Raw genomic sequence first — 18,434 nt, forward strand, 5'->3', positions numbered from 1 at the left:
ATTTATGAAGCACTTCTCTTTTAAAAAATTTGTCGAACATGAGGCTAGCTCTGGAATCTTACTGATTTTTGCCGCTATTATCGCAATGATATTTCAAAATGGTGTTTTAAGTGAGTTTTATAACTCATTTTTACGTATAAATGCAGGTTTTATTTTTGATGAGCTTGATATCCAAAAGCCCCTTATTTTATGGGTAAATGACGGTCTTATGTCGATATTTTTCTTTCTTTTGGGGCTTGAGTTAAAGCGTGAACTTATAGAGGGAGAGCTTAGAAATTTCTCTCAAGTAATTTTGCCAGTAATCGGAGCTATAGGTGGCATTGTGATCCCTGCTCTTATATTTTATCTTTTTAATCATTCGGATTCTTTTGCCATAAAGGGCTGGGCGATACCGACTGCCACTGATACGGCTTTTGCACTTGGTATTATTATGATACTTGGCAGGAGAGTTCCGGCAAGCCTTAAAATTTTCTTGGTTACTATGGCGATTGTCGATGATGTTTGCGCAATTTTAATCATGGCAATTTTTTATAGTGGCAATTTATCTATGGTATCTATCGGTATTGCAGGTGTTGTATTATTAGGACTTCTTGCCTTAAATTTACTCAATATAAATAAAAAAGCACTATATCTGATTTTGGGCATTATTCTTTGGATAAGTGTTTTAAAATCCGGAGTGCATGCGACTTTAGCAGGTGTTGTTTCAGCATTTTTTATACCGCTTAAATTTAAAAATAGCGATAGATCGATGCTTAAAGAGATTGAGCATGATCTGCATGGATATATAGCATTTTTTGTCTTGCCTGTGTTTGCCTTTGTAAATGCAGGAATTTCATTAAATGGAATTGGTGTAGAGCAGATATTTCATCCTGTATCGGTAGGTGTAATTGCAGGTCTTTTTATAGGCAAACAGCTTGGGGTTTTTGGATTTTGCTTTATCGCCATAAAACTTGGCATAGCAAAACTTCCGAAATATTCTAATACGCTTCAATTTTACGGACTTTGTATATTAACAGGTATCGGATTTACTATGAGTTTATTTATCAACTCTCTTTCTTATCACGACACTCAGCAGTTTGCATATGCCGATAAACTTGCGATATTAATAGCATCTTTGATATCAGGAATCGTGGGATATGCGGTTTTATATTTTGCTGGTCGCCATAGAATAATAAGATGTGTAGAGTAATTAATGATTTTATTAAATAAGAATTTTTTAGCAAATGAGCTTGCAAAGTGGCGTAATGAAGGGCTGATAGATAGAGTAACTTCAGAAAAAATAGCAGCTAGATATGATATAGATTTGCAAAATATTGGCGATAAAAAAAACTTTATTTTAAAGCTTGTGGCGTATTTATTTTTGGCTCTTTCGTTGATTACTCTTGTGGGAGCCAATTGGGAAGAGATGCCGAGATATGTAAGACTTTTAATCATTATAAGCATTTTGGCTTTTGTAAATTTAAGTGCGCTTTTTATGCTAAAAAAGGGTAGAGAATCTACGGCTATCAGCTTATTTTTCTTAGGAAATTTTTGCTACGGAATAGCTATAGCATTGATAGCTCAAATTTATCATTTAGGTGAACATATGCCAAATGGAGTATTATTGTGGGCTGTTGGCGCATTTGTACTCTCAATATCTACTAAAAAATCCATTTTAATTACTCAGAGTTTAGCAATAGCCCTTCTTTGGTTCATTATGGATATCGAACTTAGAGTCTCGCATGAGTTTTTGATCTTTATAGCAATATCTTTTTATATGCTTTTAAAAGATGAGTCAAAGGCGCTTACTGTGATGCTTTTTATATCTATTTTTGTCTATATTATTTGTAATATGGCAAATTTAAGCTCTTTTGAATTTTCTCAATTTATGTGGTATATAACTATAAATCAAATCGTCTTAATAGGACTTTCATACTCGCTTTTTGGTATCTCTTTATCGCTTGTGGCTCAAAAATTTAATAAGATTAAGATAGCTGTTGCATTAAGATGGATATCTTTGATTACTGGCATAGCCATACTTCTTTTTGCTATGTCTTTTATTAGCCATAGAAATTATGACTATATAGATCTAAATAACTCACTTGCTTTTTATGGCAGGATTTATGGTGTTTTACATATCGTTTTTGCCACATTTTCCTTAATTATTTTAGCCCAATTTAAAAGGTATTACGTAGCTATTCTTGCTCTGTTTTTATTGATTCTGCCTTTTGGTGTCGGATATTTTTTTGAGTATTCAAACGCTATCTATTCCATACTAAGTGTTATAACCGGAGCCGTGCTAATAAAGCAAGATTATCTAAAGTTAGGATTATCAACTATATTTATAGTTGCCAATGTGAGGTATTTTGATCTAATAGGCGATTATATAGGAACAAGTTTACTGTTTTTGCTATTTGCAGTAATAGTACTTGTGGTCTCCAGAAATAAAAAGGCTATAAAAAATGAGAGTTAAAATTTTAATATCTGCCATTATTTTTCAAATTTTAAGCCTAATTGCAATGCTTGCTTACGCCTATGTTCCTATTTATTTTGGCAAAGAAATTAAAGTTGATGTAACTCTTTATGATCCAAGGGATTTACTAAGAGGAAATTATGTGAGTCTGAACTATGATTTTTCGGCTTTGCCGATTAAATATAGAGACCTTCAAAAGCCAGGAACTAAAATTTATCTAGCACTAAAAGATATAAATGGTACATATGTAAAAGATGAATACAGCTTTGTAAAGCCTAAAAATCAAATATTTTTAACCGGAAGAATTTACGGAAATAGGGCAAAATTTGGAATAGAGGCATTTTTTATGCCTATTGATAAAGCCTTACAAATAGAGAGGGATATCCGCCAAAAAGGCGCTTGGGCAATCTTATCGGTAATGGATAATGGTAGCGCAAGGATAAAAGAGATAGTTTTAAAAGAGTAAAAGATAAAAATAAGCCAAATTTTAATTTAAATCAGTAGTATTGTTATTTTGAAAACACAAAAAAGGATATAACATGTGCAAAGATTGTGGATGTTCACTAGGAGGACATAATCATACTCATACCCATGCTGACGGAACGACTCACTCTCATACGCATGATCATGGTGGCGATCATGGACATAATGCCTATCATGAGCATACTCACGAAGCTCATGCTCACCCTGTGCTTGGTGAGACAAAGACCATTGAAGTAATTACTAAAATTTTATCTGAAAACGACAAAGAGGCGCAGCACAATAGAGATCATTTGGATGAGCATGGAATTTTATGTATAAATTTAATGAGTAGTCCAGGTGCTGGCAAAACCACTCTTCTTGAAGCCACTATAAAGAGTGATAAATTTAAGATCGGTGTTGTTGAGGGTGACTTAGAGACAAACCAAGATGCCGATAGGATATTAAAAGCTGGAGCCAAAGCTCATCAGATCACAACCGGGCAAACCTGTCATTTGGATGCTTTTATGGTTCATGAGGGGCTTCATCATCTGCCTTTAAACGATCTTGATCTAGTTTTTATAGAAAATGTTGGAAATTTAGTCTGTCCTGCAAGCTATGATGTAGGCTCTCACCTAAATGTTGTGCTTATCTCAGTTCCTGAAGGAAGCGATAAAGTAAGCAAATATCCAGTTATGTTTCGCTCTGCAGATCTTGTAATAATTACTAAAATTTCACTTCTTCCTCATTTTGATTTTGATGTAAAAAAAGTTATTAGTGATGCTAGAAAACTCAATCCAAAAGTAGATATTATCGAGCTTGATAGCAAAACAGGTCAAGGCGTTGATAAATGGATAAACTATTTGCAGTTTAAAAAGGAGTTTAGATAATGTGCCTTTCTATTCCATCAAAGGTCCTTGAGATAGATGAGAATAACGTCGCATTAGTTGAGACTTTGGGCGTAACTAGACGCGTGAGCTTAGATCTAATATCCGATACTGTTAAAGTGGGCGAATATGTGCTAATTCATGTTGGATATGCAATGGAAAAAATTGATACTAAGTTCGCACTTGAAAGCCTGGAGATATATAAAAAAATCGCCGAGGATATGGCAAGTGGCGAGATAGATGAGGACGAAGGCGACATGGGGCTTAATGCTATGAGCGAGAGAAGATGACTCTAATAAACGAATTTAGAGATAAGGATCTTATTTTAGCTCTTAGTGAACTTATTAAAAGAGAGAGCGTAAAACATCTAAATATAATGGAAATTTGCGGAGGTCATACTCATAGCATTATGAAATTTGGCCTTTCAGGGCTTGTCGGAGATAAGATAAACTTCATCCATGGACCAGGCTGTCCTGTATGTATAATGCCTAAAAGCCGCATAGATGAGGCTATAAAGCTTGCTTCCAGAGATGACGTGATACTATGCACTCTTGCTGATATGCTTAGAGTTCCTGGCTCAAACACAAGCTTGCAAAAACTTAGAGGAGAGGGTGCTGACATCAGGGCGCTTTATAGTCCGCTTGATTGCATAAAGATAGCTTTAGAAAATTTGAATAAAAATATTATATTTTTTGCAATCGGTTTTGAGACCACCACCCCAATGACGGCTAGTCTAATGCAAAAAACAGTAGAGCTAGATATCAAAAATTTATTTTTCCATATAAATCACGTGACGGTTCCAGCTCCTGTAAGAGCGATAATGGACGATGAGAGCGTGAAGATAGATGCCTTTTTGGGTCCAAGCCACGTAAGCGTGATAACCGGATATGAAATTTATGAGGATATCGCAAAAGATTATAAAAGACCGATAGCTGTTAGCGGATTTGAACCGCTTGACATTATGGATTCAGTTTTAAATTTAGTTCGTCAGCAAAATGCCGGTACACACGAGGTATATAACGAATATGCAAGAGTTGTAAGCAGAAGCGGAAATTTAAAGGCGAAAGAGCTGATAAGTAGATATTTTGAACCCTGTGATTTTAACTGGCGCGGACTTGGAGTGATAAAAGATAGCGGAATGAAGATACGCCAAGAATTTAGCTATCTTGACGCTAGAATCAAATTTGACTGTGAGGTTAATAGCAAAGCCGAGAGCAAGGCCTGTATATGTGGAGAAATTTTACGCGGGCGAGCAAAGCCATATGATTGTAAAATTTTTGGCAAGGCTTGTACGCCAAAAAATCCTATCGGTTCATGTATGGTCTCAAGCGAAGGAGCTTGTGCAGCATATTTTAAATACGCGAAGGAAGCAATTTGAGTAAAGATAGTAAGATAATGCTAAGTCACGGTGGTGGCGGAGAAGAGATGAATTCTCTAATAAATGATCTGATCTTTAAAATTTTTGATAACGAAATTTTAAGCCAATCAAATGACTCGGCACTATTAAATTTAAGCGGAAAATTAGCATTTAGCACTGATAGTTTTGTAGTAACACCTATATTTTTTAACGGTGGAGATATGGGTAAGATCGCCGCTTGCGGTACTATAAACGACCTTGCGATGGTGGGAGCTAAGGCTAAATATTTAAGCTGCGCGCTCATTATTGAAGAGGGGTTTGAGATAGATAAGCTTGAACGAGTTTTAACCTCTCTTGCTGGTATATGTAAAAGTTGTGGTGTCAAAGTAGTTTGCGGAGATACCAAGGTGGTTCCAAAAGGAAAGTGCGATAAAATTTTTATAAATACCTCAGGCATTGGTGAGATTATAGATGAGCCTGTGAGCCTAGATGGTCTAAGGCCTGGAGCTAAAATACTTCTTTCAGGAGATATTGGAAGGCATGGGGCGGTTGTCCTTGCCAATAGGGAGGAGTTAAGTCTAGGCGGATATCTTAAAAGCGATTGCAAGAGTTTAAAAGAGGTAGTTGAAGAGCTTTTTAAGGCAGGAGTAAAACCTCTATGCATGCGCGATGCCACTAGGGGCGGACTAAGTGCAGTTTTAAACGAATGGGCGAAATTTTCTAAATTTGACATATTGATAAAAGATGAATTTATAAAAGTTAGCGATGAGGTAGCCGGGGTTTGCGAACTATTTGGATTTGAGCCTTATGAGCTTGCCAATGAGGGCACCTTTGTGCTAGCCGTAGATGCCAAAGATGAAGAGAAAGCGCTAGAAGTTTTAAGAAAATTTGATACAAACGCGAGCTTAATAGGTGAAATTTTAAAAGATCAAAACTCAAGGGTAATACTTCAAAATATATACGGCTCAAAAATACTGCTAGAGGCTCCAAAAGGCGAGCTTTTACCTAGAATTTGCTAGGAAATACAATGCACGAATTAAGTATCGTTCAAGATTTAGTAAGGCTCTGCGAACAAAATGCGGCTAAACAAAATGCAAAAGAGATTGTGAAGATAGAGATAAAGGTAGGTCGTCTAAGCGGAGTTGAGCCTCACTACTTAGAAAGCGCCTTCGATGTATATAAAAATGAGACTATCTGCTCAAATGCCCAACTTATAATAAATTTGCAAAATATAGTCATAGAGTGCAATCAGTGCGGACTAAATACACAATTGGGAGAAAATGACTTCATCTGCCCAAAATGCGGTAGTCAGGATTTAAGAGTAATAGACGGAGAGGATATGTATCTGATGCGTCTTGAGATGAGATAAGGTGAAATTATTGAAAAACGGCAAAGATATAAATGTAGAATTTGAAAAATTATTAAAAAATATAGAGATTGAAGAGGCTGATGTAGTAGCTAAACTAAAAAAATTAGTAGATTTTATTAGGCCTGAAAATTTAGAAAATATTGATTTAACAGAATCAAAAATCAATATGCTTATAGAGTTTTTTAACCGAAAAAGCCAAAGCTCAAACAAAATTTCCGATGAGATAAATCTATTTTTTATAAAATTAAAGCTATCGAACAATATCAGTAAATTTGGCATCCTGTCAAAAAACGGCTTTGGATATGAGATAAAAGAGAGGTTTTATAATAAATTTCTTCCAAATCCTCCAAATAAAGGCGAATTAAGATATCTTTTTGCTACTCTTTTTAAAAATAGTGATGATCACAAATGGATTTGCAATATAGATGATGAAAAATGGATAGAGCTATTTTCGTCTATTTTTTCAAATTCGACTCATATACACTCCACCAAGAAACATCTTTTTCATGAGCTATTATACGCTATGGAGATACTATCCATAAGGATAGCTTCAGAGGAGTTTGATCATAACTTCATCAGGCTTGATAATACAATATTAAACAGAGACTCCGCATTTATAGCGCTTCAAAGGGATGTGGCAAAATTTGTTAGCAAGATGCAAGATTATCATATAGAGATAAGCTCTACAAAGCTTGATTTAAAGCATTTGGAAGTTCTTATAGAGCAGTGTAAAAATCAGATTGATAAATTTAAGAAAAAATCTGTAAATTTAGGAATTTCTATCGCAGTTACATATGAGCTTGAGCGTCTAATTCAGATTATAAAAAGAGTAGAAGATATTTTAGAGCTTATTAAAAAATTTGATACAAAAGAGTCTAGTATAGCCTTTATTAAGTTTTTTAAAGAGTCTGTAAAAAGAAACTCCACTAGAAATTCTCTAAGCGAGGTATATAGGCAAAGCAGTCGCATAGTAGCCAAAAGTATTACAAACAATATTAGCGAGCATGGCGAGCACTATACGGTTGATAATAAAAAAGAGTATTTTAAAATGTTTTTAAAATCAGCCGGAGCTGGAGTAATAATAGCATTTATGGCTCTACTAAAAATCAATATAGTTCAGTCTGACTTTTCGTTTGTAACGCAAACTATCCTAATAGGATTAAATTATGGCCTTGGCTTTGTGATAATTAGCCTGATAGGCTTTACTGTAGCTACCAAGCAGCCTGCGATGACGGCTTCTACCTTTGCCAAAGAAGTTGAAAAAGAAGAAGATAATATGGCAAATCAAGATAAGCTTATAGGGCTTATATTTAAGGTTAGCAGATCTCAATTCGCCTCTGTTGTAGGCAATGTAAGCTTAGCACTGCTGACATCGTTTTTGGTTGCATATTTTGTCATAAAGGGTAGTGGGGCTATTTTAAATCCTAGTGAGGCTTCTTATTATCTAAAAAATTTAGAGCCTTTTGCCCCTCTTTTCTTTGCAGCGATAGCCGGAGTTTGGCTATTTTGTTCAGGGCTAATATCTGGATATTTTGATAATAGAGCGGATTGCCTGGAGCTTAAAGAGAGACTTTATCACCATCCTTGGCTAAAAAAGGCGCTTAGCGATGATAAAAGGCTTAAGCTGGCAGAGTATATCCATGATCATCACGGAACAGTGGCTGGAAATTTTTTCTTTGGTATTCTTTTGGGTATTACGCCTCTTATAGGTAATATCTTAAATTTGCCTCTAGATATTGCTCACGTGGCTTTTTCTAGTGCAAATTTAGGCTACGCATCTACTCATTTGCAAATATCTTATTATGATTTTTTGTATTACTTAGCTTGCGTATTTTTAATAGGTTCAATTAATCTTTTAGTAAGCTTCGCTCTGGCTCTCAAGGTCTCTTTAATCTCAAGAGATACAAACATAGGAAATCTCTTTTCTTTCTTAAAAAAGCTTTTAAAACAGATGTTAAAGCGTCCTCATGAGTTGATTTTTCCTTTTAAAAATAGATTGGATGAGTAGCTTATAAAACCCCAGCCATCATAGATAGTGCTATAAAAACCAAAAGCATAGATATTATTATCTTGATAAAACCTATAGTGACCTTTTTAATAAGTTTTGCACCAAAAAATGAACCTATAAATGCAAAAACCGTTGCCATAAGAGCCAAATATAAATTTTCATCTATACTGGAAAAATTTGTGCCATATACCATAAGCCTTGAGATATCAACCATAATGGCAATAAATATGCCTGTGGCTACAAACTGCTCCTTTGGCATTTTACATTTTACTAAAAACATACTTCTAAAAGCGCCTTGATGCCCAGATAGTCCTCCAAAAAATCCGCTTATAATTCCTCCCAATGGCAGAAATTTAGGCTCAAATTTGATATTTTTAAACTGAGGCATAATATCTATAAATACAAATATCAATATCAAAAATCCTATTATGAATTTTATAGTATTAACTTGAAAATTCATATCAAAAATTTGGTAATTAAAAAGAATTTTTGCGCTACCTAAGGCTTTTAGCGTTAAAGCTCCGATAAACGAAAATATCATGGCTAAAATTCCAAATCTTAGCAATATATCTTTGTTTATAGAGCGAGCAAACAAAGCTCCTTTGAATATATTATTGCTAAAATGCACTATAGCCGTTATCGTTACCGCTACATCCACCGGAAAGAATATCGCCATAACCGGCATTAGCAGTGTGCCAAGTCCGAAACCTGAAAATAGAGTAAGCAAAGATGCTGTAAAGGCAGCTAGACTAATTATTATAATTTCCACCAAAAACTCCTATACGTAAAATTATATGTAAAATTTTACTCAAATATCAAAAATGGTGCTTCTAATACATTTCTTATTATCTTAAGCGGCGACATTAGGGTATCTGCCAAAACCTGAGTAGAGTATTTAGGTTTATCAAGTGTTCCGCGCACTTTAATTACGGTTGAAAGCCTGCGATCTTTGCCTAGAATTATCTGATTTACTATCGGGATTGAGCCGATTATCGAGCTTGCGTCCTTTAAAAGCCTTAGCTCCAAATCCACATCTATCTCTTTGGTCGCTAAATTTATAGTCCCACGACCTCCTATATCTGCGCTTGAGCCATCCAGCTCTATAGCTATAATATTTAGCAAGTCTCCTTTTTTTTCAAATAAAATTTTACCAAATTTTACAGGAAAGCCTTTTTCGGTAAAGTCCGGAGTCTTAAAGATGATTAAAGACGGAACAGAGTTTAGAAATGTCAGTAATTGATTGTAGAATGTATAGCTCTTTAAATTTGCGCCATGTAGCCTTATTTCACCCTTTAAATCATCAGTACTATTTCCGACTATCCTTAGCTTAAAAAATCCACCTTCAAAGCTATCCATGCCAAAAAGGTTGTTTACAAAATCTCCCGTGATATCGTTTGCAAACATATTAAATTTTTTATCACTTTGTATTATGCTGACGTTTCCGCTTTGAGGTCTTGCATTAAATTGAATTTTGTCTTTGACAATACTTCCGTTATAGCTCAAAAACTTCAAAGTGCGGTTTAAATCTGCAAGAAATAGGTTTGAATTTAGCCCGTCAAACTCTAAGTTTTTGTTTTTACTGCTGTTGGTATCGTCTAAAAACATCTCCTTATCTACTATTAAATCCATATTTTTTATATTGACTTGAGTTTTTTTATCTCTTATATCAAGGCTTAGATTACCACTAAGGCTCTTTGCTGTTATTAAATTCTTGTCGATTTTGATATCAAAGCTATCATTTTCATATTTTGAGCCATCTTTATTTAAAAACGGCATATTAAATTTTGTATCTTTTAGGTTAATCTCAAAATCATCGAAATTTTTTGTTTTTAGTGTGAAGTTTCCACTATTTAATCCAATCTGCTTAATTAAAGGCGAATAATCATAAATTTTTGAAATATCATCTATTCTTATTGTGCTTTCATCTCCGAAACTTAACTGTATTCTTGGATCAAGGATATCAAAAAGCACATCTTTCTTTCTAAAGTCAAGAGAGGCGTTTAGTGGCAAGTTTTTTAATTTTACTATCTCCTCGCCATCAAAACTTAAATCAAATTTATTGATAGTGCCGTTAACATCGCCTTTTTCTTTGGTTGCATCTATGGCTACTTTAATATCCCCCTTAAAAAAATCCATTCCGCTATCTTTGGCATCTACGATTATTTTATCATCTCTTATCTCTACTATCGCCTCTTTTACATTAAACATCGCGCCAGCTATATCAATCTTGCTATCTTTTGCTTTAAATTTGCCATTTGGCGTTACTTTAAGCGGATCAAATTTAATATCAATGCTTATTTTTCCTACATTTCTACCGCTTTTTTGTTCTATCGGCACATTTATATCATAAGCTTTTAGTATAGAATTAACCGCTTTATCGTAGATTGAGTTTGTTTGTAAATTTAAAATTAGTCCGGCATTTTTCTCATCAAAAATTTTATAAATTTCTAAATTTGATCCGTTTAGATTCTTTCCATTCCATCTTGGTTTTTTAAGCTTAAAATAAAGCGTCTCGTTTTTTAGCTCTATATCGGCTTCTTCAACAATTGCGGCAGGCAAGCTATCTTCGAATTTGACCTTTAGATTTTTAGAAACTCCTTTGGCACTAAGTTCATTTAAGAAGAAATTTTGAGTTTTTAGATCAACTTTTCCGCTTAGATTATGCACAAAATAGTTATCAGCTACAATGTAGCCGTATATCCAATTTTTAACATCTTCGTTTAGATTTAGCTTGACATCAAGCTCATGCATAAAGCTTTTTAGACTGCTTGCGTTTATGTCGCTTACATCGTAGTTTATAATCTCATTTTCAAGATGAAATTTCATCTTTCCGTCAAGTTCGTGGCTCACGAAAGTGCCGTTAAAATCATATATATTATGTCTTATGTCGGCATTTGATGTTCCGCTTAGATTAATGTCAAAATCCTTAAAGGCAAGATTGTAAACATCTATAAACAGACCGTTTTCTTGGCTTGTAAATGTGGTATCCAAAGTAAGATAAGCGGTGTCGACATGAAAGGCGTTCTCGTAAAAAAGCACAGTTAGCTCATTGTCTTCAAACTCGATCTTTTCTAAAATAATCTCCTTAAATAGTCTATCAATCCATATTATATTGTTCGTAAGACTTAAAAAGTCTTCGTTTGAGCTGTCTTTGTGGCTTGTTTTTGGAATTTTTAATTTTTGAGCTCTTAAAATGAGTTTTTTATCAAGTTTTATATATAATTTCTCTATTTCAAAATCGTTAAAATCTATATTTTCGATACTGATACCATGTTTTAACGTAGCTATAAGGATTGTAAAAAATATGATAAAAAAGAGCAATATGTGCCAAATTTTTTTAATTGCCTGCGAGATAATAATCATTTTTTTCCTAAGCTCTATGGTCTATCTTAGTAGGCCTATAGCTACTGATAGCGTAATTTACTTGCCAAAAGGGACAGTCGGAGAAATTATAACATATCTAAAACAAAGAAATTCTAACATAATCAACATAGATAAATACATTTTGGCCACACTTGGGCATCCGCAATCTGGCTGGGTGGATATCAAAAAACAGAGCTTAAGCAAATTTGATTTTTTATACGCTCTTACTACAGCCAAGGCTGCAATGAGTGAGATAACCTTAATACCTGGAGAAACCACGGCTATATTTTTACAAGATATGGCTAAAAGCTTAAATTTAAATGAGCAAATTTTAAATGAAATTTATGATAAAGTCGCACCTTTTGGTGATGGATTTTTTATTCCGGAAACTTACAAGATACCGATTGGAATAAGAGAGAAGCAGCTTATATATCATTTAGCAAATTTATCAAAAAAACGTCATCAAGAGCTTTCTATTAAGCTACTTGGAAAATTTGATCAAAAAGAGTGGCAAAAATATCTAATAATAGCATCCATCATACAAAAAGAGGCTGCAGATGAGAGTGAGATGCCAATAGTAAGCTCTGTAATATACAACCGCCTTAAAAAAGGAATAAAGCTACAGATGGATGGAACTTTAAACTACGGACTTTACTCTCACGATACAATTACAGCCAAAAGAATAAGAGAAGACATGAGTAAATTTAATACATATTTACATGACGGACTACCGCCAAGCCCGATATGCAGTGTATCTTTGGCTGCTATAAAGGCTGCTGTAAATCCACAAGAAAGCGAGTTTTTATACTTTGTCAGAGATAAAAAAACAATGAAGCATAAATTTAGCAAAACATACCAAGAACACAGCAGAATAATCGATATGCAAAGATAAAAAATCAAAAGAATTTAACCTAAATTTTGATAACATAACACATTTTAATAAAGGGTCTATTATGAGTGATATTATCTGGACAAAAACCGATGAGGCTCCACTTCTTGCAAGCTACTCGCTTTTTCCTATTCTAAAAAGCTTTTTAAACAGAGCAGATATCAGTATAGATGTAGCCGATATCTCGCTTGCAGGTCGTATGATCGCCACTTTTAGTGATGTTTTGAAAGATGATCAAAAAGAAAAAGATTGGCTAGAAATTTTAGGAAATATGACAGAAGATAAATTTGCCAATATTGTAAAACTACCAAATATTTCAGCTTCTATCCCTCAGCTAAACGATGCTATAAACGAACTAAGAGCCAAGGGATATGATCTGCCTTTGTATCCAAATGAGCCAAAAAATGATAACGAGAGAGAAATTTACAAAAGATATCAAAAAGTGCTTGGAAGTGCCGTAAATCCTGTACTTCGTCAAGGAAATTCGGATCGCAGATGCGTAAGTGCAGTAAAAGAGTATGCAAGAAATAATCCTCATAAGATGGGAGAATTCAAATCAGATAGCAAGTCGGAAGTAGCCTATATGAAGAGCGGAGACTTTTATTTTAATGAAAGATCTATGACTACAAAGAGTGATGATACTTTAAGAGTTGAATTTACTCAAAAAAATGGTGAAAAAACTATATTAAAAGAGATAAAAGTTTTAAAAGGCGAGGTAATAGACGCCACATTTATGAGCGCAAAGGCTTTAAAGCAGTTTATAAGAGATCAGATAAAGGATGCTAAAGCCAAAGATCTGCTATTTTCCGTTCACCTTAAGGCTACTATGATGAAGGTTAGTGATCCTGTGATATTTGGACATTTTGTTAAAGAGTATTTTATAGAGGTATTTGATGAATTTAAAGATGAGTTTAAAAGCGTGGGAGTCAATGAAAATAACGGCTTAAAAGATCTTTTTGAGAGAATTTTAAAACTAGATAAAAACACACAAGATAAAATTAGAGCCAAATTTGATGAAATTTATACCATGCGTCCAGACTTAGCTATGGTAAATTCTGATGCAGGAATTACAAATTTGCATGTCCCAAGTGATGTCATCATAGACGCTTCAATGCCTGTGATGATAAGAAATTCCGGCAAAATGTGGGATAAAAACGGAGCTCTTAAAGAGGCTAAGGCCGTAATCCCCGATAGCACATACGCTAAAATTTATGAGGCCGTGATTGAAGATTTTAAACAAAAAGGCACACTTAACCCAAGCAAAATAGGAAGTGTATCAAATGTAGGTCTTATGGCTAAAAAGGCAGAAGAATACGGAAGTCACGACAAGACTTTTATAATGCCTAATGACGGGATTTTAAGAGTAATTAATTTAAATGATGAGGAAATTTTTAAATTTGAGATTTGTAAAGACGACATTTTTAGAATGACTCAGGCAAAAGATGATGCGATAACCGACTGGGTAAATTTGGGGATAAAACGTGCAAAACTTACTAACACTAAAGCGATATTTTGGCTGGATGAAAATAGGGCGCACGATAAAGAGATTATTAAAAAGGTTAAAGAGATGCTCTCAAAAAGCGATTTAAGCGGAGTGGATATAGAAATTTTAAGACCTGAACTAGCTTGCAAAAAATCTCTTGAGATTATAAGAGAGGGCAAGGATTGCATAAGCGTTACAGGCAATGTGCTTAGAGATTATCTAACTGATCTATTTCCTATACTTGAACTTGGCACAAGTGCCAAGATGCTCTCGGTTGTGCCTCTTTTAAATGGTGGAGGCGTGTTTGAGACAGGAGCCGGCGGGTCCGCTCCGAAGATAGCCGAGCAGTTTTTTAATGAAAATCATCTTAGGTGGGATAGTTTAGGAGAATTTTTAGCTTTAATTGCGTCTTTAGAGCATTTGGCCAATTTAAAATCAAATCAAAAGGCTAAAATTTTATCATCTACTCTAAATTCCGCGGTTTCAAGATGGCTTAAAGAAAACAGATCTCCACAAAAAGAGGTAAAAACTCCGGATAATCGCAGTAGCCATTTTTATCTGGCGCTTTACTGGGCTGAAGAGTTGGTTAAAAATGGCGAAATTTTGGCTGATAAATTTAAGGATATCGCCAAAGAGTTAAAAGATAATGAGAAAAAGATATCCCAGGAGCTTTTAGAGGTTCAAGGTCAAAAGATGGATATAAAAGGGTATTATAAATTTGATGAAAATTTGGCCTCTAAGGCGATGAGACCGAGTGAGACTTTTAATAAAATCATAAATTAAGGAAGAGAAATGAAGATTTCAGTAATTGGAGCGGGTAACGTAGGTGCTAGCGCCGCAAGCGCGATAATGCTAAGAAAGATAGCTGATGAGATAGCTTTGGTCGATATATTTGGTAATGTTGCGCTTGCAAAAGCTATGGATTTGGCTCAAAGCGCTGCTGTTTTTGACATTGATGTTAAAATTTCTGGCGGAGATGATTTTTCACTTATAAAAGATAGCGATATAGTCGTAGTAACGGCAGGAAGCCCTAGAAAAGAGGGTCAAAGTAGAGAGGATCTGCTTCTTAAAAATGCTCAGATAGTAAAGAGTACCGTAGAAAAGATCGCCAAATTCGCACCAAATTGCATAATTATAAACGTAACAAATCCTCTTGATATACTAACATTTGTAACATATAAGGTTAGTGGGTTTGATAAAAGTAGAATTTTAGGTATGGCTGGAGAGCTTGATTCAGCAAGGCTAAAATTTGAAATTTCAAAAAGGCTAAATTTACAAAATTCTCAGATAAAAGCTCATGTAATGGGTGCTCATAATGACGATATGCTTGTGCTAAAAGATAATATAAACGTAACTTTAAGCGATGATGAATTTGAAGAGATATCAAATGACACAAAAACCGGTGGAGCTAAATTTGTAAAGCTTCTAGGAACTTCAGCCTATTATGCACCAGGAGCCGCTGCGGCTAAGATGTGTGAAGCCATAAAAGATGAGAGCGATGAGTGGCTAAGCTGCTGTGTAGTAGTGGATGATGGTCTAACTTGCGGTCGCAGAGTCAAGCTTAATAAAAATGGAATTGCAAAGATAAAAGATCCAAGCCAAGAGGAAAAAGAGGTGCTTGTAAAGAGCGAAAACGATATAAGAAAAAATATAAATTTCTTGATAGAAAGTAGTGTATTGAGCTAATTTAATGGATATTCACGAGTGTCAAGCAAAAGAGATCTTAAAAGAATTCGGTATCAAAATCTCAAACGGCAAACTTGCATATACGAGTCAAGAAGCTTTGGATGCGGCTAAAAATTTAGGCGGAAATATCTTTGCGATTAAAGCTCAAGTTCATGCCGGAGGAAGAGGTCTTGGAGGAGGCGTAAAGATAGCTAAAAGTCTAAGTGAAGTAGAAAATATCGCAAAGAACATGCTTGGTATGTATCTAATTACACCTCAAACCACAAAAAACGGAAAGCTTGTTCGTAAAATTTATATTGAGCAAGGGCTTAATATAAAAAGGGAATTTTATCTAAGTTTAGCCTTTGATAGAAAGCAAGAAAATATTGCGATTATCGCCTCAAAAGATGGAGGGGTTAGCATAGAGGAGGTTGCTCATAGATCTCCTGAGCTAATAAAAAAGATAAATATAGATCCTCAGATCGGACTTTGCAATTTTCACATCTTAAATTTGATCGGATTTTTTAATTTTGACAAAGATTTAAGTAGGAAATTCATTGAAATTTTAAAGAAACTTTATCAAATTTATATACAAAAAGACGCTACCTTAATCGAGATAAATCCTCTTATCTTAAATGATAATGATGAATTTTACGCACTTGATGCAAAGATGAGTTTTGATGATAACGCTTTATTTCGTCATCCTGAAATTTTAGCCCTTAAAGATGAAGGCGAAGAGGAGCCAAGCGAAATCGAAGCCAAAAAAAATCGCTTAAACTATATAAAGCTCAATGGCGATATAGGCTGCATAGTAAATGGTGCAGGGCTTGCTATGGCTACAATGGATGTGATAGAAAACGTTGGCGGAAAGAGTGCAAATTTTTTAGACGTAGGCGGTTCTGCGAGTCCTGAAAGTGTGGCTAAGGCCTTTGAGCTTATACTAAAAGATCCAAACGTCAAAGTGGTTTTTGTAAATATCTTTGGTGGAATCGTTAGATGCGATAGAATTGCAAGCGGAATTTTAGAAGCCGCAAAAAGTATAAATTTAAATACTTCTATAGTTATAAGGCTTGATGGGACTAATGCAAAAGAAGCCATGAGTATGCTAAAAGATGCGAATCTTAAAAATTTGCATGTAGCTTTTAATCTGTTTGATGGCGCTAAATTGGCTGTAAGCTTAGCGAGAAGTTAGATGAGTATTTTAATAGATAAACAAACAAGAGCCATAGTGCAAGGTTTTACCGGTAAAGAGGGAAGCTTCCATGCTCAAAGCTGCTTAGAGTATGGCACTCAAATAGTTGGCGGAGTTACACCGTTTAAGGGCGGAAGCACACATCTTGGACTACCTGTTTTTGATACTGTAGCAGAGGCTGTCGAAAAAACTGGCGCTAATACATCTTTAATATTTGTTCCGAGCGCATTTGCCAAAGACGCTATTATAGAGGCTGCGGACAGCGGAATAAAGCTTGCTGTTGTAATTACCGAGCATATAGCCGTGCTTGATATTCTTGCTGCGAAGGCCTATGCTATCAAAAAAGGAATGAAGATTATCGGTCCAAACTGTCCTGGCATCATAAGTTCTGATCTTTGCAAGCTCGGCATTATGCCAAGTTCTGTTTTTAAAAGATCAGATATTAATATTGGTATAATCTCAAAGTCAGGCACCCTTACATATGAAGGCGCAAACGAGATTATAAGAGCGGGATACGGAATATCTACGGCCATAGGAATAGGCGGAGATGCCGTTATAGGAATGGATTATGAGGAGCTTTTGCCTCTTTTTGAAAAAGACGATGATACTAAGGCGATACTTTTGATAGGAGAGATAGGCGGGGATTTAGAGATAAGAGCCTGTAAGATGATAGAGGAGAAAATTTCAAAGCCTATAGTAGCCTTTATCGCTGGAAATTCAGCCCCAAAAGGGCGCAAGATGGGTCATGCCGGAGCCATTATAAACGGCATAGAAGGAAGTGCTGAATATAAGATGAAAGCGCTTAGTAGAGCCGGGGTTCATGTAGTAGATTCCCCAAGCAAGATAGGTGAAAAATTTAAAGAGGTAATGAAATTTAGTAGCAATGATTGATAGGAGCTCTCTTAAATAAAACTAAAATAATTTTTATCTATTTTTTACAATCTTAAATTTAAGCAAGATTATATAAAAATGCTGGATTTGGAAATTTGAGTCAAGGAAAATATATGCTGATAAGAGATGATGCCCCAGTATGGGTAGACACTACCCGCTGTAAGGCGTGTGATATATGTGTGAGTTACTGCCCAGCAGGAGTTTTGGGTATGCGTATAGAGCTTGGTGCAGTACTTGGAAAAATGATAGAGGTGGTTCATCCTGAGGCCTGTATAGGTTGCAGGGATTGTGAGCTTCACTGTCCTGATTTTGCCATTTATGTAGCAGACAAGGGCTTTAAATTTGCCAAACTTACTGCAGAGAGTAAAGAAAGAGCCGCGGCAGTCAAAGCAAATCATTATGAAAAGCTAGGGGCCTAA

17 protein-coding genes are annotated in these 18,434 nt (G+C 35.1%); 15 read left to right on the forward strand and 2 right to left on the reverse strand.

Annotated features, from left to right (window positions below):
* The first annotated feature begins 4 nt into the window (after positions 1-4).
* The 9 genes from nhaA (at position 5) to CDOM16189_RS04710 (ending at position 8,532) form a co-directional block, all read left to right on the forward strand.
* Positions 5-1,189 carry a Na+/H+ antiporter NhaA gene (gene nhaA, locus CDOM16189_RS04670; protein ID WP_169974713.1) on the forward strand — a complete coding sequence of 395 codons (1,185 nt, stop codon included), beginning with the start codon at positions 5-7 and terminating at the stop codon, positions 1,187-1,189.
* Between the two features lie 3 nt (positions 1,190-1,192).
* The gene (locus CDOM16189_RS04675) at positions 1,193-2,452 is read left to right on the forward strand and encodes a DUF2157 domain-containing protein (protein WP_169974712.1); all 1,260 of its coding nucleotides are present in this window, start codon (positions 1,193-1,195) and stop codon (positions 2,450-2,452) included.
* A complete protein-coding gene (locus CDOM16189_RS04680; protein ID WP_169974710.1) occupies positions 2,442-2,918 on the forward strand; it encodes a GDYXXLXY domain-containing protein in 477 nt (158 codons plus the stop codon). Before CDOM16189_RS04675 ends, CDOM16189_RS04680 begins: the two co-directional genes overlap by 11 nt.
* A gap of 73 nt (positions 2,919-2,991) precedes the next feature.
* Positions 2,992-3,801: a hydrogenase nickel incorporation protein HypB gene (hypB, locus tag CDOM16189_RS04685; protein WP_169974708.1), complete on the forward strand. Its 810-nt coding sequence runs from the start codon at positions 2,992-2,994 to the stop codon at positions 3,799-3,801.
* The gene (locus CDOM16189_RS04690; RefSeq protein WP_169974706.1) at positions 3,801-4,088 is read left to right on the forward strand and encodes a HypC/HybG/HupF family hydrogenase formation chaperone; all 288 of its coding nucleotides are present in this window, start codon (positions 3,801-3,803) and stop codon (positions 4,086-4,088) included. Before hypB ends, CDOM16189_RS04690 begins: the two co-directional genes overlap by 1 nt.
* Positions 4,085-5,176, forward strand: a complete 1,092-nt coding sequence (hypD, locus tag CDOM16189_RS04695; RefSeq protein WP_169974705.1) for a hydrogenase formation protein HypD — start codon at positions 4,085-4,087, stop codon at positions 5,174-5,176. Before CDOM16189_RS04690 ends, hypD begins: the two co-directional genes overlap by 4 nt.
* A 17-nt stretch (positions 5,177-5,193) precedes the next feature.
* The gene (hypE, locus tag CDOM16189_RS04700) at positions 5,194-6,174 is read left to right on the forward strand and encodes a hydrogenase expression/formation protein HypE (protein WP_169974829.1); all 981 of its coding nucleotides are present in this window, start codon (positions 5,194-5,196) and stop codon (positions 6,172-6,174) included.
* A gap of 8 nt (positions 6,175-6,182) precedes the next feature.
* Positions 6,183-6,524: a hydrogenase maturation nickel metallochaperone HypA gene (gene hypA / locus CDOM16189_RS04705; protein WP_170000783.1), complete on the forward strand. Its 342-nt coding sequence runs from the start codon at positions 6,183-6,185 to the stop codon at positions 6,522-6,524.
* A 10-nt stretch (positions 6,525-6,534) separates the two neighbouring features.
* Positions 6,535-8,532: a transporter-like protein gene (locus CDOM16189_RS04710; protein ID WP_169974701.1), complete on the forward strand. Its 1,998-nt coding sequence runs from the start codon at positions 6,535-6,537 to the stop codon at positions 8,530-8,532.
* A 1-nt stretch (position 8,533) separates the two neighbouring features.
* On the opposite strand, the gene CDOM16189_RS04715 is transcribed toward CDOM16189_RS04710, so the two are convergent.
* Together CDOM16189_RS04715 and CDOM16189_RS04720 are read right to left on the reverse strand one after the other, a co-directional pair.
* Positions 8,534-9,301, reverse strand: coding sequence for a TSUP family transporter (locus tag CDOM16189_RS04715; protein ID WP_169974699.1), 768 nt, complete (start codon positions 9,299-9,301; stop codon positions 8,534-8,536).
* Positions 9,302-9,336: 35 nt separating this feature from the next.
* Positions 9,337-11,853: a YhdP family protein gene (locus CDOM16189_RS04720; RefSeq protein ID WP_169974697.1), complete on the reverse strand. Its 2,517-nt coding sequence runs from the start codon at positions 11,851-11,853 to the stop codon at positions 9,337-9,339.
* Between CDOM16189_RS04720 and mltG the strand changes: the two genes are divergently transcribed.
* The 6 genes from mltG (at position 11,837) to CDOM16189_RS04750 (ending at position 18,434) form a co-directional block, all read left to right on the forward strand.
* Positions 11,837-12,787 (forward strand): endolytic transglycosylase MltG, encoded by a 951-nt coding sequence (mltG, locus tag CDOM16189_RS04725; RefSeq protein WP_169974695.1) that lies wholly within the window; start codon positions 11,837-11,839, stop codon positions 12,785-12,787. The genes CDOM16189_RS04720 and mltG overlap by 17 nt on opposite strands.
* 61 nt (positions 12,788-12,848) lie before the next feature.
* Entirely contained in the window at positions 12,849-15,050 is a 2,202-nt protein-coding gene (locus CDOM16189_RS04730) for an NADP-dependent isocitrate dehydrogenase (RefSeq protein WP_169974693.1), read from the forward strand.
* Positions 15,051-15,059: 9 nt separating this feature from the next.
* Positions 15,060-15,953, forward strand: a complete 894-nt coding sequence (locus CDOM16189_RS04735) for a lactate/malate family dehydrogenase (RefSeq protein WP_169974691.1) — start codon at positions 15,060-15,062, stop codon at positions 15,951-15,953.
* A gap of 4 nt (positions 15,954-15,957) precedes the next feature.
* Positions 15,958-17,124 carry an ADP-forming succinate--CoA ligase subunit beta gene (gene sucC / locus CDOM16189_RS04740; protein ID WP_169974689.1) on the forward strand — a complete coding sequence of 389 codons (1,167 nt, stop codon included), beginning with the start codon at positions 15,958-15,960 and terminating at the stop codon, positions 17,122-17,124.
* On the forward strand, positions 17,125-18,015 hold the full coding sequence (gene sucD, locus CDOM16189_RS04745) for a succinate--CoA ligase subunit alpha (RefSeq protein ID WP_169974688.1): 891 nt from the start codon (positions 17,125-17,127) through the stop codon (positions 18,013-18,015).
* 113 nt (positions 18,016-18,128) lie between these two features.
* Positions 18,129-18,434: a 4Fe-4S binding protein gene (locus CDOM16189_RS04750; RefSeq protein WP_169974686.1), complete on the forward strand. Its 306-nt coding sequence runs from the start codon at positions 18,129-18,131 to the stop codon at positions 18,432-18,434.

It is taken from the genome of Campylobacter sp. RM16189 (assembly GCF_012978815.1).
Classification (GTDB): Bacteria; Campylobacterota; Campylobacteria; order Campylobacterales; family Campylobacteraceae; genus Campylobacter_A.